This window comes from Streptomyces davaonensis JCM 4913, from assembly GCF_000349325.1.
GTDB classification, from domain to species: Bacteria; Actinomycetota; Actinomycetes; order Streptomycetales; family Streptomycetaceae; genus Streptomyces; species Streptomyces davaonensis.
Genome location: NC_020504.1, coordinates 3,505,007 through 3,519,825, shown reverse-complemented (window position 1 = coordinate 3,519,825; position 14,819 = coordinate 3,505,007). Strand labels below are relative to the sequence as shown.

The window sequence follows — 14,819 nt, the reverse complement described above, 5'->3', positions numbered from 1 at the left end:
AACCCTACGTCAACTCGACGCGGATGGCTCTCCCGGAAGAGTGACAAGAATCCGGCAACCGCGAGCGGATTCGGCCACCCCGATCCTGCCGCCGTGCAGATCCACCGCCCAGCGGGCGATGGCGAGGCCGAGACCCGTGCCGCCGTCGCTGCCCGGACCGTGCGGCGCGGGCACGGCGCCGCGGTTGAACCGCTCGAACACCCGGTGCCACTGCGACTTCGGGATGCCGGGACCCTCGTCCAGCACCTCCAGTTCCAGCGACTCGGGCCGCTCGCCGCGCCGCGCCTTCACCGTCACCCGGCCGTGCGGCGGGCTGTGCTTGACCGCGTTGTCGATGAGGTTGGCCACGACCTGGTGGATGCGCTCGGGATCCGCGTGCGCGGTCAGCTCCGGCGGGGAGACGTCGAGGGTCAGATGGACGTCCGTACGGGTGTGGCCGCCCGAGCCGGAGGCGATGCCCGCGCGCGTGGAGGCGACCATGTTGGCCTCCTTCAGCACGCCCGACAGATAGGGCCACACCTCGAAACGGCGCTTCTTCAGCGGTACGACGCCGTTGTCCAGGCGGGACAGGTCCATCAGGGTGTCCACCAGCCGGCCGAGGCGCTCCGTCTGCTTCAGCGCGGTGCGCATCGTCTCCGGGTCGGCCTCGGTGACCCCGTCGACGATGTTCTCCAGCACCGCGCGCAGTCCCGCGATGGGGGTGCGCAGCTCGTGCGAGACGTTGGCGACCAGCTCTTTGCGCTGCCGGTCCTGGGTCTCCAGCTCATCGGCCATGACATTGATCGTCTCGGCCAGGTCGCCCAGCTCGTCCCGGCGGTTCTCGCGCACCCGGCGCGAGTAGTCGCCGTGCGAGATCGAGCGGGCGACCGCGTTCATCTCGTCCAGCGGCGCGGTGAGGGAGTGCGCCACGAACTGCGTGATCAACAGGGTGGCGATCATCGAGAAGACCGTGATGAAGCGCAGCTCCGTCGCGGTGCGCACCGCGATCATCGACAGGCCCGTGGTGATCAGGACCGAGATGACGACCAGCACGCCCAGCTTGGTCTTGATCGAGAACGGGCGTACGCCGCCCCAGGGATCCCCGGGGCCTCTCCGCGCGGCCGGCCCGTCGCTCATGGCGTCGGGGTCTCCAGGGCGTAGCCCACGCCGTGCACCGTACGGATGCGTTCGGCGCCGATCTTCCGGCGCAGCGCCTTGATGTGGCTGTCGACGGTCCGGGTGCCGGAGGCGTCGGCCCAGTCCCACACCTCCGCGAGCAGCTGCTCACGGGAGAGCACCGCGCGCGGGGTGTTCGCCAGGCACACCAGGAGGTCGAACTCGGTGGGCGTGAGGTGAACGTCCTCACTGCGCACCCGCACCCGGCGCTGCGCGTGGTCGATCTCCAGCTCGCCGAGGCGCAGGATGCCGCTGCGCGGCGTGGAGGCCGCGATCGCCGCCCGCTCCACCCGGCGCAGCAGCACATGCACGCGTGCCGCCAGCTCCCGCATCGAGAACGGCTTCGTCATGTAGTCGTCGGCGCCGACGCCGAGGCCCACCAGCATGTCGGTCTCGTCGTCGCGAGCCGTCAGCATCAGCACCGGCACCGGCCGCGCGGCCTGCACCCGACGGCAGACCTCCAGGCCGTCGAAGCCCGGCAGCATGATGTCGAGGATCAGCAGGTCGGGCTGCCAGGCCTCCGCCGTGTCCACAGCCGACGGCCCGTCGCCCGCGGTCTGCACGAGGAATCCCTCGGCGCGCAGGCGGGCCGCGATGGCGTCCACGATGGTCGGATCGTCCTCGACCACCAGGACCCGGCGCTGTGCGCCCGGGCTCGCCGCCGTGCCGCTGTGGGAGGTGTGTGTCTGCTCCATCGCCCGCCCCTGAAGTTGCTTTCCGGAATCCGTGGGGTGATCCGTCTACTGCACATGCCTGCGCATGCTTGCGATTGACGCTTGAATGATCCGCGCCAGGGAAGCAGCGTACGGGGAGTCACCGCAGCTCGGCTATCCAGGTCCGACGGCAAGGTGCACGACGTCCGGAACGCCCCGGGCAACCGGGATCTCTTCGGTACGCACCTGTTTGAACCCGGCATTCCACAAGGTTTCTTCGAATTCCGGAGAGGGCTGCGCGGACCATACGGCGAGTACCCCGCCGGGGCTCAACACCCTTGCACAGCTTGCCAGTCCGGCGTCCGAGTACAGTCCGCTGTTTCCCTCGGTCACAGTCCAGTCGGGGCCGTTGTCGATGTCCAGGCACAGCGCGTCGAACGTGTCGGAAGTCTCATTGACGTATCTGACCAGGTCCGTTTCGAGGATCTTGGTGCGGGGGTCCGACCTGGCCTGCTCGGTGAGGCCCGAGAGCGGGCCCTCGCGATGCCAGCCGATGATGGCCCGTTCGCGTTCCACAACGGTGATGCGGCCCCAGCGCGGATCGGCGGCGGCGTGTGCGAGCGAGAAGCCGACGCCCAGGCCGCCGATCAGCACGGCCGGTTCGGGGCGGTCGTCGAGGGCCTCCCGGGCCGCGTCGACGAGCAGTCGCTCGGAGCGGCCGTCGGAGGTGTCCATCAGGAAGCAGCCGTTGGCGATGATCTGGAGCAGCTCACCGTGGCGCCGCAGCACGACCTCGCCGTGCGGGCCCTCGCGACGGTCCAGTACTTCGGGGATCTCGTACGAAGTGGGCATCCGCTCATCCTGTCAGGTCCGGCCGGAGGAGTTGGGCGACTCCGGAGCCGGTCCGGGCCCCGCGTGCCGCCGCCAGCCCCCTCGCCAGCGCCGGGATCCCCAGCCGCCGTTCCTGCGCCGCGCTCGCCCCGTTGAGGAGGTTGGTGAGCTGGAAGGGGTCGGCGCGCAGGTCGTAGTACTCCCGGAACAGCACCTTCCCGTCACCCATCGTGGGGCGGCCGCCGTGGTCGAGGCGGATGCGGAAGTACTCCGTGTACTGGTCGCCCTTGCCGATGGACGAGGCCCAGCTGTGGATCGGCCGCTGGTCCTGCTGGTTCCACCACCACTCGGCGAGCAGGCGCGGGCGGTCGTTGCCCGGGTCCAGCAGGGAGTGGCCGTCGTGCTCCGGATCGGGCGGCAGGCCCGCCGCGTCCAGGAAGGTGGGCGCGATGTCGATCAGGCCGGTGAGCCGGTCGTCGGCGCGTGAAGTGCCGAGGCCGCCCGCGGGCCAGGACGCGTGGAAGGGCACCTCCAGACTCGGGCGGTACGGCACCGACTTGCGCAGCCAGCCGTGGTCGCCCCAGCACAGGCCGTGGTCGCTGGTGAACACCACCAGCGTGTTCTCCAACTGGCCGAGCGCGCGCAGCTTTTCGCGGAAGTCGTGCATCGCGTCGTCGACGGAGAGCAGGGTGCGCAGTTGGCGGGCGCGCAGGTCCCGGCCCGCCGCGAAGGGGTGGCCGGCGGCGCGCAGGAAGGGCGGCTTGTCGTCCTTGCCGGTCTCGAAGACCGAGGGGCGGCCCTTCCAGTCGGGCACGCGCGTGTGCGCGTACTTCGGCTCCGGGACGTTCACCTCGTGCGCCGAGCGTGTGGCCACGTACGCGAACCAGGGGCGCTGGTCGGTGCGGGACGCCTCCATGAAGGCCAGCGCGCGGTCCTTGATGACGGTCGTGTTGTAGCCGGGGATCCTGCGGACGGCGCCGTTGTCGTTGTAGTGGCCGTCGACATAGCGCACCGGCTCCTGGAGCAGCCACTCGTCGAAGTGCGGTGGGTTGTCGCCGGTGCGCCAGAAGTTGAGGTACTTGCCGAACAGGCCCGTGCGGTAGCCCGCCTCGCGCAACCGGCGCTGGACCGTTGTGCGCTGGTCCAGGTAATAGGGGTGGCGGGTGTCCAGGACGCCGTGGCGGTGGGCGTACCGGCCCGTCATCACCGAGGCCCGGGAGGGCGCGCACAGCGGGGTGTTGGCGTGCGCCCTCTCGAAGGTGACGCCGCTGCCGCCCAGCCAGTCGACGGTGTGGCGAAGCGCCCACTCCGTCTCCTTCGGCTGGTCGTCGGTGAGTACCAGGAGGATGTTGGGCCGGTCGTCGGAGCGGGGGCGCCGGGTGGCGGCGGCCGGGGCGGCGGTACGACGGGCTGCGCGGGTCGTTCGCGGCTCGGGGCCGCTGTCACTGCTCACCGCGCCCGCGACCAACGGCACGGCCGTCCCCGCGGCCGCCACCACCCCGCCCGCGATCAGCGCACGCCGGGCAGGCCGCCCCCGCCGCTCTCCCTCGGCCATCCGCGTCCCCAAGTCCCCGTGAAACCACGCAAGTCACTCACAGGCTGTGAACGAGCTTGCAGTGTGCGGTCGTTCCCTGTGAACGGTATTGCGGGAACAACACGGGAACCCTGCGATCGCCGCGAACCGAAACGATCAGCGCCCCGGTCAGGGACTCCACACGTACGGCGTGGTCGTCGTCACCGCCTCGAAGCCCAGCCGGCGCAGGATGGGCGCGCTGTCGTCGGAGGCGTCCACGTGCAGATACGTGACCCCGCGGGCGACGGCGAGCGCCGCGCGCGTGGCGACCAGGGCCCGGTAGATGCCGCGCCCTCGCCACTCGGCCAGCGTCGACCCGCCCCACAGGCTCGCGAACTCGCTGCCCGGGCGGAACGCCAGCCAGGCCGCCGACACCACCTCCCCGTCCGCCTCCACGACGTACACGGCGATGTCGTCCGGCGCGGAGGCGACCCGTCCGATCAGATCGTCGGCGAGCCAGTTCCAGTCCTGGTCCCACACCGCCGACTCCATCCCGGCGATCCGGCGCATGTCGGCGTCCGCCGTCACCTGCCGCAGCGTCACACCCTCGGGCAGCACGGGTTCCCGTACGGCCATCTCGGCGGCCCGGCCGATCAGCACCGTCTCCTGCTCCTCGGGCACGAAGCCCGCCGCGCGGAGCCGGTCGGTGAGGTCGGCCGGGTCGTCGTGGGAGCGGGTCTTCCACTCCACCGCCTCCCCGCGTGCCGCGAAGAAGTCGCGCTGCCGGGCGATCAGCCGGTCCAGGTCCGCACCGCGCACACCGAGCGAGCGCGGTCCGCTGACCAGCCCCCGGAACCCGCCGACGATCCGCAGCAGCGGACCGTCCTGCTCGTACGTCACCCCGGCGGGCGGGGTCGGGGGCGCGCCGCGCATCTGGTCGTCGTAGGCGGCGAGAAGGGTCTCTGTGTCTGTCACGGAAGTGACGGTGGGGGAATGCGGTGGGCGAGGCAACCGGTTATCGGAGAAGCGCCAGGTCACCGGGTGTGGTGCCGATGATCGCTCACAGCGAACGGCGGGCGGGGAACAATCGCGGGCCGCCAAGCATTGAGTCGGCATAACTCAACTTGACTGCCGAAGGGGAGATAATGGCTTCGACGTCCACCTCGCTCACCCTGCCTGTGCTGCCGCTCGACGACGAGGTCGTGCTGCCCGGAATGGTGGTCCCGCTGGATTTGAACGACGCTGATGTACGGGCCGCCGTGGAGGCCGCCCAGGCCGCCGCCAGGTCCCAGCCGGGCAAGCCGCGCGTGCTGCTGGTGCCGCGGATCGACGGCACCTACGCGAGCACCGGTGTGCTCGGCACCGTGGAGCAGGTCGGCCGGCTCGCCGACGGTGACCCGGGTGCCCTGATCCGGGGCCGTGACCGGGTGCGGATCGGCGCTGGGACGACCGGTCCCGGTGCTGCCCTGTGGGTCGAGGGCCTGCGCGTCGACGACAGCGCGCCGGACCCGTTGCCGGGGCAGGTCGCCGATCTGGTGAAGGAGTACAAGGCGCTCGCCACCGCCTGGCTGCGCAAGCGCGGCGCCTGGCAGGTCGTGGACCGGGTCCAGGCCATCGACGACGTCTCCGCGCTCGCCGACAACTCCGGCTACTCGCCGTTCCTCACCACCGAGCAGAAGGTGGAGCTGCTGGAGACCGCCGACCCGGTGGTCCGGCTGAAGCTCGCCACCCAGCAGCTCCGTGACCACCTCGCCGAGCAGGATGTCGCCGAGACCATCGCCAAGGACGTCCAGGAAGGCGTCGACAAGCAGCAGCGCGAGTTCCTGCTGCGCCGCCAGCTGGAGGCCGTGCGCAAGGAGCTGCGCGAGCTGAACGGCGAGGCGGAGGGCGAGGAGTCCGACGACTACCGGGCCCGCGTCGAGGCCGCGGACCTGCCCGAGAAGGTCCGCGAGGCCGCGCTCAAGGAGGTCGACAAGCTGGAGCGGTCCAGCGACCAGTCGCCCGAGGGTTCCTGGATCCGCACCTGGCTCGACACGGTGCTCGAACTGCCGTGGAACGAGCGGACCGAGGACGCCTACGACATCCAGGGCGCGCAGGCCGTCCTGGACGCCGAGCACGCGGGCCTGGAGGACGTGAAGGAGCGGATCACCGAGTACCTGGCGGTGCGCAAGCGTCGTAGCGACCGGGGTCTCGGGGTCGTCGGCGGGCGGCGCGGCGGTGCCGTGCTCGCGCTCGTCGGCCCGCCCGGCGTCGGCAAGACCTCGCTGGGTGAGTCCGTCGCGCACGCGATGGGACGGAAGTTCGTCCGGGTCGCCCTCGGTGGCGTCCGGGACGAGGCGGAGATCCGCGGCCACCGGCGTACGTACGTCGGCGCGCTGCCCGGCCGGATCGTGCGGGCCATCAAGGAGGCCGGGTCGATGAACCCGGTGGTGCTCCTCGACGAGATCGACAAGGTGGGCTCCGACTTCCGCGGCGACCCGGCCGCGGCCCTGCTCGAAGTCCTCGACCCGGCGCAGAACCACACCTTCCGCGACCACTACCTGGAGGTCGAACTCGACCTCAGCGACGTGGTGTTCCTCGCCACGGCCAACGTCCTGGAGGCCATCCCGGAGGCCCTGCTCGACCGTATGGAGCTGGTCCGCCTCGACGGCTACACCGAGGACGAGAAGGTCGTCATCGCCCGTGACCACCTGCTCCCGCGCCAGCTGGAGCGGGCCGGTCTGGACAAGGACGAGGTCGTCATCGACGAAAGCGCGCTGCGCAAGCTCGCCGGTGAGTACACCCGTGAGGCGGGCGTGCGCACCCTGGAGCGGTCCATCGCGCGACTGCTCCGCAAGGTCGCGGCGCAGCACGAACTGGGCGAGCGGAAGCTTCCGTTCACCGTCACGGACGGCGAGCTGCGTGCGCTGATCGGGCGCCCGCACCACGTGCCCGAGTCGGCCCAGGACCCGGCCGAGCGCCGTACGGCGGTCCCGGGTGTGGCGACGGGTCTGGCGGTGACCGGAGCGGGCGGTGACGTGCTGTTCGTGGAGGCGTCCCTGGCCGACCCGGAGACGGGCGCGGCGGGGCTGACCCTGACGGGCCAGCTCGGGGACGTGATGAAGGAGAGCGCGCAGATCGCCCTGTCCTTCCTGCGCTCGCGCGGCGCCGAACTGGAACTGCCGGTCGGTGACCTGAAGGACCGGGGCGTGCACATCCACTTCCCGGCGGGCGCGGTGCCGAAGGACGGCCCGAGCGCGGGCATCACGATGACGACGGCACTCGCCTCGCTCCTGTCGGGCCGGCTGGTCCGCACGGACGTGGCGATGACGGGCGAGGTCTCGCTGACCGGACGCGTCCTGCCGATCGGCGGCGTGAAGCAGAAGCTGCTGGCCGCCCACCGCGCCGGGGTCACCACGGTGATCATCCCCAAGCGCAACGAGCCCGACCTCGACGACGTCCCCGCCGAGGTCCTGGAGAAGCTCGACGTGCACGCCGTGACGGACGTGCGCCAGGTCCTCGACCTGGCCCTGTCCCCGGCGACGAACGGCGCGCAGCCGGAGGTTCCGGTGGCGGCGTGACGGACGCTGCCGGATGAAGGCGAAGGCCCGGGTCCCGTGAGGGAGGCCCGGGCCTTCGTCGTGCGCTCAGCCGTAGGCCAGGGCCTGCACCCGGTCCAGCGCGCCGTTGAACCGGTTGTGGTCACCGACGGTCGGTCCCGTCGAGGTGTACTGCCACATCGTGTAGTAGCTCCACCCGGCTGGCAGAGTCCCCACCGTCGACGCGTACCGCGCGATCCACAGCGGGTTGGCGGTGGCGAAGCCGGAGTAGTTGCCCGTGCACTGGGTCCACCAGCTGGTCGCCGTGTAGATGACCGCGTCCCGGCCCGTGCGGGCCTTGTACTGGTTCAGGAAGTCGCGGATCCACGTGACCATGCCGCTCTGCGACTTGCCGTAGCAGGCCGCGCCGTACGGGTTCCACTCGATGTCCAGGGCGCCGGGCAGGGTTTTGCCGTCACGGGACCAGCCGCCGCCGTGGTCGACGAAGTAGTTGGCCTGCGTTGCGCCGGACGTGGTGTCGGGCGTGGCGAAGTGGTAGGCGCCGCGGATCATGCCGACGTTGTAGGAGCCGTTGCACTGCTGCGCGAAGTACGGGTTGGTGTAGTACGTGCCCTCGGTGGCCTTCACGTAGGCCCACTTCACACCGCTGCTCCAGAGAGTGGACCAGGCCACGTTGCCCTGGTGGGAGGAGACGTCGACGCCTTCCGTCTGGACGGCGCGGGTGTCGCGGGGCAGGCCGTGGACGCCGTCGTGGGCGGGGACGCCCATGCCCATGTAGGCGGAGCCCCGGGCGGGGGTGTCCGCGGCGGCGGCCGGTGAGGTGGGGGCGAGGACGAGCGAGAGCGCGGTGAGCAGGAGTCCGGTGAGGACGAGGCGGAGCGGTCCGGGTCTGTGCACGGGCATAGCGTGCCTCCGAAGGCTCGGTGACGCACGGTGGGGAGACGCGGGAACGCGGGGCATGCCGGCCGGGACGAAGGGGGCGGGGCGCCGTTGGCCCGCTGTTGGTGCGCCGTCCGAAGATGCTGGCGTGGGCATGCCAGTCAGTGCCTGGCAAAGACGCTACGGACGTGTGCCGACGGGTGGAAGGGGGCCTGGGGGCTGCCGTTGGTCTACGCCTGAGAAATACTGACGGAGCTGCGGCGATGACGGCATGTGACGGAAACTTTCAGAACTGGGAAACCGAGGCAGGGGCTGACGTGCGCGAAGACGGAAACGGCGACGGCCGAGGGGTCGGATCCGGGGTGTCCGCCGGACTTCCCGGGGAGCCAGGTCCCGGCACCGAACAGCCCGAGTTCCTCTCCCTGGAGCGGGAGTTGACCGTGCTGCTGCGGCGCGCCCGAGCCAGCCAGGGCGAGATGGCCCGGGAGGTCCACCCCGACCTGGAGTCCGCCGCGTACGGCCTGCTGATCCGCCTCGACGAGTGCGGCCGCCAACGCGCGACCGAGCTCGCCGCCTACATCGGCGTCGGCAAGGCCACCATGTCCCGTCAGCTGCGCGCCCTGGAGGACCTCGGTCTGGTCGCCCGCGAGCCCGACCCCGCCGACGGCCGCGCCTGGCTGGTCCACCTCACCGAGGAGGGCCGCCGCCGGGTCGGCAAGGTGCGCAACGCCCGCCGAGCCCGCTACGCCCGCCGCCTGTCCGGCTGGGACCCCCGAGAGGTCTCGGAACTGGCCCGCCTGCTCAACCAGTTGAACCAGGAGATGGAGGGCTAGGGCCGACCTGCGCGGCTGCCCGGATTCAGAACTCCACGAACACCACGGTCGCGTCGTCATGCGTCTTGCCCCGGCGCAGGAACCGCCGCTCGGTGTCCGCGAGTTCCAGCGCCCGCACCCGGTCGACCAGCGCCTGCGCCCCCTCCTTGCGTACGACGTCGAAGAGGTCGCCCCAGTCCCCGGCGCCGAACTTCTCCACCCAGCGCGTCGCACCGTCCGTGAGCGCGGCGAGGGCGCGGACACCGGAACGGGGCAGGGTCCCGGTCACCGCCCGCTGCGCCACCGAGGGATCGGCGGCGGCCGTGAAGAAGCCGCCCTCCTTGTTGCGCAGATCCGCGTCGACCATCGCGTCCGTGGCCAGGGCGGACCGGGGCAGCCGGGAGAGCCGGTCGTCGAGATACGGCGTGACCGTGCCGTCGGGCGCCTCCACCAGGAGGGCCGAGTCCGACAGGATCAGGTACTCCACGGACCCGGGCGACCAGCGGACGACGACGACCGTTGCCTGTGGGGTGCGCGGGTGAGAAAGGTCACAGGTTTCCCGGTGCGCATCGGCGGTACGCGCGAGGGCAGCCGACAGGGCGTCGGCGAGCGGAACATCCGGGAGTGAAACGGTCAGTTCGGTCAGTGCCCCGCCGAGCCGCGCGGTGAACCAGGGGACGGAATGCAGACAGCCGGTCCCGCCCTGCGGCGGCGTCACGCCGTCCAGGACGACCACGGTGCCGCCCTGTCCGGAAGCGGGGAGTCCGACGCTCGCGAAGTCCTCGTTGGGGCGGGCGGGATCGCCCGGTTCCGAAACAAGTTCAGTGCGCATCCGGTCAGTCTGCACGAGCCCTTCACAAGGTTCGCCAAAGGCTGGCAACAGTTGCGCAATTGGCGAACTCACGCAGGTCAGGCGCCGGGTTTGGGGTGGAATGGCGCTTGCCGGGCAGGCGTGGTGGCGAATCCTGCCACCGCCCGCCGCAGACGTCCAACCGGCCCGCCGGGGACGGGCGCTGCAAACGCCACAGGAACTTGCCCGCCAACTCCCCTCCGGGGTTCACTCCTTCGGGTGGCGGGTCAGGTGATGCGAGACCACCGCCCACCGGCACTGGGAGGGTCGGGAAGCGTACCGGGCGTATGCGCCAGTTGACGGAGCGTCACCCGGGCCCATGGGTATCACGAGTTCAGGAATGCGAGCACCGGTGCAGAAGACGCGGCCTCGTCGCTCAGGCAAGCAGACGGCCTCCGCAGGGAGCCCCGAGCAACCGCCCGGCACCACGACAGGGGCCGGTACTGTCTCGGCCGGCAAGGGCCGGCCCACCCATGTACGCAATCGGCTCATCATCGCCGTGGCCGTGGTCGCCGCCGCCATAGCGGCCGCCGGAGCCCCGTCGATCGTCACCGCCTCCGCGCAGGTGCACGACAGTCAGGAGCTGGTGACCCTCTCCGAGCAGTCCGAGGACGCCCTCGCGCTCGCCCACTCGCTCGCCGACGAACGCGACGAGGTCACCTCCTACGTCGCCGCCGGACGCCCCAAGTCCAAGGCGCCCTCGGAGCAGCGCGGCGCCCGCGTCGACCGGCTGGTCGACGAACTGCGCGCGAACCCCGACATCCCCGCGTCGCTGCGGACGGACCTGGACGACATCGCGGGCCTGCGCAGAGCGGCGCTCACCGGAAAGAGCACCGCTCTCGAAACGCACAAGGCGTACTCCGACGCGCTCACCGAGCTGCACCGCCTCGCCGAGAAACTGGCCGAGGACATGCCGCCCCGCGCGGGGTCCGGCGCCTACGCCCTCGCCGAGCTCGACACCGCCGTACAACAGGCCGCCTCCACGCGGGGACTGCTGCTCGCCGCGCTCAGCGTGCCCCGCTCCACCCAGACCGTGATCGACCCGATCACCGGACTGCCGAGCCAGGTCAGCACCTCCTCCGACGCCGACACCAAGCAGCGCGACGCCCTCAGCGCCGCCGCCCAGGAGGCGCGGCTGCGCTCCGACGCGGCGCTCGCCGACTTCCGCGCGACCGCGCCCCAGCAGTCGGTGGCCTCCTACGACTCCACGGTCACCGGACCGGAGGCGGAGGCCGCCGAGAAGTACCTCGCCTCCCTCACCGACCAGCCGACCCTCTCCGACGGCGAACTCGGCACCGGCGTGAAGAAGCTGGACGAGGCGCTCTCCGCGCGCGTGGACATGATGCGCGGCGCGGAGTCGGCCCTGCACGACCGCCGCACCAAGGACCTCGCCCTGCTCCGGGACGACGACGTCACCGAGCTGGAGATCCGCATCGCGATCCTCGGCGTACTCGTCCTGCTCGCGATCGGCGTCGCCACCGGCATGGCCCGCAGCCTGACCCGCCCCCTCGCGGTCCTGCGCCTGGGCTCGGCCCGGCTCGCGGGCGCCGGAGACCCGGGAACGGAGGAGCCGGTCCGGTTCACCGGCCGCAAGGACGAGTTCGCGAAGGTCGTCGACTCCGTCAACGCCCTGCACGCGCAGGCGGTCGCCCTCCACGAGCGCATCGCGACGCTGGAGTCCGACCGCAAGCATCTCGTGGGCCAGCGCCAGAAGATGGCCGACGCCCGCGAGGAGCTGCGCGCCGAACTGGCCGACTCCGCCGCCCAGTTGGAGCGCCTGCGCACCAGCATCGGCTCCACTTTCGTCAACCTCGCCCTGCGCACGCTGGGCCTGGTGGAACGCCAACTGGCGGTGATCGAGGGCCTGGAGGAGCGCGAACAGGACCCCGACCGCCTCGCCACCCTCTTCAAACTGGACCACTTCGCGACGGTGATGCGCCGCCACAGCGAGAACCTGCTGGTGCTGGCGGGCACGGAGCATGTGCAGCACAGCGCGGGTCCGGTGCCGCTGGTGGACGTGGTCCGGGCCGCGGTCAGCGAGATCGAGCGGTACGAGCGAGTCCGCATCGCCTCGCTGCCTCCTCACGCCCACATCGCGGGCTTCGCGGCGGACGACCTCTCACACCTGCTGGCCGAACTGATGGAGAACGCCACCTCGTTCTCCCCGCCGGACCTGCCCGTCGAGATCTCCGGCTGGCTCCTGGAGAGCGGCGAGGTCATGCTCTCCGTCCAGGACGAGGGCATCGGCATGACCGACGACCGCCTGACCCGCCTGAACTCCCGCCTGTCCGACTTCGACCCCGAGGCGACCTACGACCAGGAAGGCGAGGAGGGCCTGGGCCTCGGCCTCTACGTCGTGGCCCGCCTGGCCCACCGTCACGGCGTCCGAGTCCAGCTCAGGGAACAGAAGCAGGGCGGAGTGGCAGCGGTAGCGGTCCTCCCGGCGTCCCTCCTGGCCCCGGCCCAGCCCACCGCGGTACCGGCCACGGACCCCGTGTCCTCGTCCACCCACACGGTCTCCCTCCCCGGCGCAGACGCAGAGGCCAACTCCAACGTCCTGCACGGCACCCGGGGCGACCGCCTGGTGGCGCTGGCAGAGGAGGCCCTACACAAGACCGCGGCCACCCCGGCACCTGAAACTCCAGCGGAAACCACGATGGAGCTCCTCCTGCCGGAGGCAACAGAACCCGAGACCACGACGACGGGCACGGACCAGGCACCGGATGCGGAGAAGCCCGCACCCCCTGCCCCCACCCACCCCGCAGCCGCCGACGGCGATGGCGAAGCCGAGACGGAACACGAGCGCGCCACCGAGGACGAGCTCACCGCCAAGGGCCTCCCCAAGCGCACCCCGAAGATCAGCACACCCACCCACACACCGCGTCAGCGAACGGCAAGCGTCGACGCCGACGCCCTGCGCCGCAGACTGGGCGGCTTCCGCCGGGGGGCAGAGGCCGGCTACCGCGACGTAGAAGCAGAGATCGCAGAACAGACGGGCCAGACAACGGCACCGCAATCCGAAGCAGCCACGGGGGGCACAGTCGAGGAGGCAAGCAGTTGACCGCGCCCAGTACCTTCGGACTGAGCAGTGAAGCCCGCAACCTGCACTGGCTACTGACCAACCTGGTGGAGGAAGTCCCCGGCATCGAGTCCGTCGCCGTGGTCTCCTCCGACGGCCTTCTCCTGCTCTCCTCTGACCCGCACAGAAACGAGGCGGCCAAGGCACAGCGCCCGCGAAAGGGCCCCCGCGGCTCCGCCGCCGACCTCGCCACCATCGTCTCCGGCATCGGCAGCCTCACCATCGGCGCCGCCCGCCTCATGGAGTACGGCGGTGTGAAGCACACCATGGTCGCGATGGACGAGGGCAGCCTGTTCGTGATGTCCATCAGTGACGGCTCCCTGCTCGGCGTCCACGGCTCCGCCGACTGCGACATGAGCGTGATCGCCTACCACATGGCCCTCTTCGTCGGCCGCGCCGGCCACGTCCTGACCCCCGAACTCCGCAGCGAGCTACGAAAATCCCTGGCAGCCGAGTCGACCGGGAGCCCCCGATGAGCAGCGGCACACCCAAGAAGCTCCCCGTCCGAGGCGGCGACCGCAAGCCCGCCCGCGTGCGCCCCTACTCGCTCACCGGCGGCCGTACCCGCTTCGGCCACGTCCTGCTCGTGGAGACGTTCGTGGCCGCGCTGGAGGCCCCGGAGGAGCGCAAGGAGCTGACGAATGGTTCCCTCAACACCCGGGTCATGCCGGAGCTGCGGGCCATCGTCGAACTGTGCCGCCGTATGCGCACGGTGGCCGAGATCGCCGCGCTGCTGAAGATGCCGCTCGGCGTGGTCCGTGTGCTCCTCAGCGACCTCGCGGACCAGGGAAAGATCCGTGTGTACGGCACCGGCACCGGTCACGGCACCGGCCGCCCGGACCGCGCTCTGCTCGAAAGGGTGCTGAGTGGACTCCGTCGTCTCTGAAGTCACCGACGTCACCGCAATCGCCGAAGCCACCGACGAGGACGTCAAGTCCTGGCAGACGGACCGCACCCGCGCCCCCATCGCCACGAAGATCGTCGTCGCGGGCGGGTTCGGCGTCGGCAAGACCACCCTGGTCACCGCCGTCTCGGAGATCACGCCGCTCCAGACCGAGGCGCTGATGACCGAGGCGAGCGAGGAGACCGACGACCTCACCGCCACGCCGCAGAAGCTGACCACCACCGTGGCCATGGACTTCGGCCGCATCACGCTCGACGACGACCTGGTGCTCTACCTCTTCGGCACCCCGGGCCAGCAGCGGTTCTGGTTCATGTGGGACGACCTGGTGCGCGGCGCGATAGGCGCGGTCGTGCTGGCCGACACCCGGCGGCTGAAGGACTGCTTCCCGGCGCTGGACTACTTCGAGAGCTGCGGGCTGCCGTACGTCGTCGCGGTCAACCACTTCGACGGCAGTGAGCGGTTCGAGCCGGAGGACGTGCGGGAGGCGCTCACGATCCCGGCACACATACCTGTCATGATCATGGATGCGCGGCGCCGGATCTCGGCGATCGAGACCCTGCTGGCCCTGGTGGGCCACGCGCTGGACGAAACCCCCGAGTAGGAG

General features: G+C 71.1%; 13 protein-coding genes. 6 read left to right on the top strand and 7 right to left on the bottom strand.

Features of this window, described 5'->3' with window-relative positions:
• Positions 1 to 9: 9 nt before the first annotated feature.
• The 5 genes from BN159_RS15135 to BN159_RS15115 form a co-directional block, all read right to left on the bottom strand.
• Positions 10 to 1,116 carry a HAMP domain-containing sensor histidine kinase gene (locus tag BN159_RS15135; protein WP_015657856.1) on the bottom strand — a complete coding sequence of 369 codons (1,107 nt, stop codon included), beginning with the start codon at positions 1,114 to 1,116 and terminating at the stop codon, positions 10 to 12.
• Positions 1,113 to 1,850: a response regulator transcription factor gene (locus BN159_RS15130; protein WP_015657855.1), complete on the bottom strand. Its 738-nt coding sequence runs from the start codon at positions 1,848 to 1,850 to the stop codon at positions 1,113 to 1,115. The genes BN159_RS15135 and BN159_RS15130 overlap by 4 nt, the downstream gene beginning before the upstream one ends.
• 132 nt (positions 1,851 to 1,982) lie before the next feature.
• A complete protein-coding gene (locus tag BN159_RS15125; protein ID WP_015657854.1) occupies positions 1,983 to 2,660 on the bottom strand; it encodes a spermidine synthase family protein in 678 nt (225 codons plus the stop codon).
• 4 nt (positions 2,661 to 2,664) lie between these two features.
• Complete coding sequence (locus tag BN159_RS15120; RefSeq protein ID WP_015657853.1) at positions 2,665 to 4,194, bottom strand: sulfatase family protein; 1,530 nt, start codon at positions 4,192 to 4,194, stop codon at positions 2,665 to 2,667.
• Between the two features lie 147 nt (positions 4,195 to 4,341).
• Complete coding sequence (locus BN159_RS15115; RefSeq protein WP_015657852.1) at positions 4,342 to 5,127, bottom strand: GNAT family N-acetyltransferase; 786 nt, start codon at positions 5,125 to 5,127, stop codon at positions 4,342 to 4,344.
• Positions 5,128 to 5,297: 170 nt separating this feature from the next.
• Between BN159_RS15115 and lon the strand changes: the two genes are divergently transcribed.
• Entirely contained in the window at positions 5,298 to 7,712 is a 2,415-nt protein-coding gene (lon, locus tag BN159_RS15110; protein WP_015657851.1) for an endopeptidase La, read from the top strand.
• A 66-nt stretch (positions 7,713 to 7,778) separates the two neighbouring features.
• Here lon and BN159_RS15105 read toward each other — a convergent pair whose 3' ends face one another.
• On the bottom strand, positions 7,779 to 8,594 hold the full coding sequence (locus BN159_RS15105; protein WP_015657850.1) for a lysozyme: 816 nt from the start codon (positions 8,592 to 8,594) through the stop codon (positions 7,779 to 7,781).
• A 293-nt stretch (positions 8,595 to 8,887) separates the two neighbouring features.
• Here BN159_RS15105 and BN159_RS15100 point away from each other — a divergent pair, with 293 nt between their 5' ends.
• Positions 8,888 to 9,403 (top strand): MarR family winged helix-turn-helix transcriptional regulator, encoded by a 516-nt coding sequence (locus BN159_RS15100; protein WP_041819330.1) that lies wholly within the window; start codon positions 8,888 to 8,890, stop codon positions 9,401 to 9,403.
• 25 nt (positions 9,404 to 9,428) lie between these two features.
• Here the strand turns inward: BN159_RS15100 and BN159_RS15095 are convergent, their stop codons facing one another.
• A complete protein-coding gene (locus BN159_RS15095; protein ID WP_015657848.1) occupies positions 9,429 to 10,214 on the bottom strand; it encodes a protein phosphatase 2C domain-containing protein in 786 nt (261 codons plus the stop codon).
• Positions 10,215 to 10,572: 358 nt separating this feature from the next.
• Here BN159_RS15095 and BN159_RS15090 point away from each other — a divergent pair, with 358 nt between their 5' ends.
• The 4 genes from BN159_RS15090 to BN159_RS15075 are packed head-to-tail and all read left to right on the top strand — an operon-like array spanning position 10,573 to position 14,816.
• On the top strand, positions 10,573 to 13,293 hold the full coding sequence (locus BN159_RS15090; RefSeq protein ID WP_015657847.1) for a sensor histidine kinase: 2,721 nt from the start codon (positions 10,573 to 10,575) through the stop codon (positions 13,291 to 13,293).
• Entirely contained in the window at positions 13,290 to 13,787 is a 498-nt protein-coding gene (locus BN159_RS15085; RefSeq protein WP_015657846.1) for a roadblock/LC7 domain-containing protein, read from the top strand. Before BN159_RS15090 ends, BN159_RS15085 begins: the two co-directional genes overlap by 4 nt.
• Entirely contained in the window at positions 13,784 to 14,197 is a 414-nt protein-coding gene (locus tag BN159_RS15080; RefSeq protein WP_015657845.1) for a DUF742 domain-containing protein, read from the top strand. The genes BN159_RS15085 and BN159_RS15080 overlap by 4 nt, the downstream gene beginning before the upstream one ends.
• A complete protein-coding gene (locus BN159_RS15075; RefSeq protein WP_015657844.1) occupies positions 14,178 to 14,816 on the top strand; it encodes a GTP-binding protein in 639 nt (212 codons plus the stop codon). The genes BN159_RS15080 and BN159_RS15075 overlap by 20 nt, the downstream gene beginning before the upstream one ends.
• The last annotated feature ends 3 nt before the right edge of the window (positions 14,817 to 14,819 follow it).

Bases quoted from the DNA above. Each gene is read 5' to 3' on its own strand.
- BN159_RS15135 (WP_015657856.1), bottom strand. From the start codon at position 1,116: ATGAGCGACGGGCCGGCCGCGCGGAGAGGCCCCGGGGATCCCTGGGGC.
- BN159_RS15130 (WP_015657855.1), bottom strand. From the start codon at position 1,850: ATGGAGCAGACACACACCTCCCACAGCGGCACGGCGGCGAGCCCGGGC.
- BN159_RS15125 (WP_015657854.1), bottom strand. From the start codon at position 2,660: ATGCCCACTTCGTACGAGATCCCCGAAGTACTGGACCGTCGCGAGGGC.
- BN159_RS15120 (WP_015657853.1), bottom strand. From the start codon at position 4,194: ATGGCCGAGGGAGAGCGGCGGGGGCGGCCTGCCCGGCGTGCGCTGATC.
- lon (WP_015657851.1), top strand. From the start codon at position 5,298: ATGGCTTCGACGTCCACCTCGCTCACCCTGCCTGTGCTGCCGCTCGAC.
- BN159_RS15105 (WP_015657850.1), bottom strand. From the start codon at position 8,594: ATGCCCGTGCACAGACCCGGACCGCTCCGCCTCGTCCTCACCGGACTC.
- BN159_RS15095 (WP_015657848.1), bottom strand. From the start codon at position 10,214: ATGCGCACTGAACTTGTTTCGGAACCGGGCGATCCCGCCCGCCCCAAC.
- BN159_RS15090 (WP_015657847.1), top strand. From the start codon at position 10,573: ATGCGAGCACCGGTGCAGAAGACGCGGCCTCGTCGCTCAGGCAAGCAG.
- BN159_RS15080 (WP_015657845.1), top strand. From the start codon at position 13,784: ATGAGCAGCGGCACACCCAAGAAGCTCCCCGTCCGAGGCGGCGACCGC.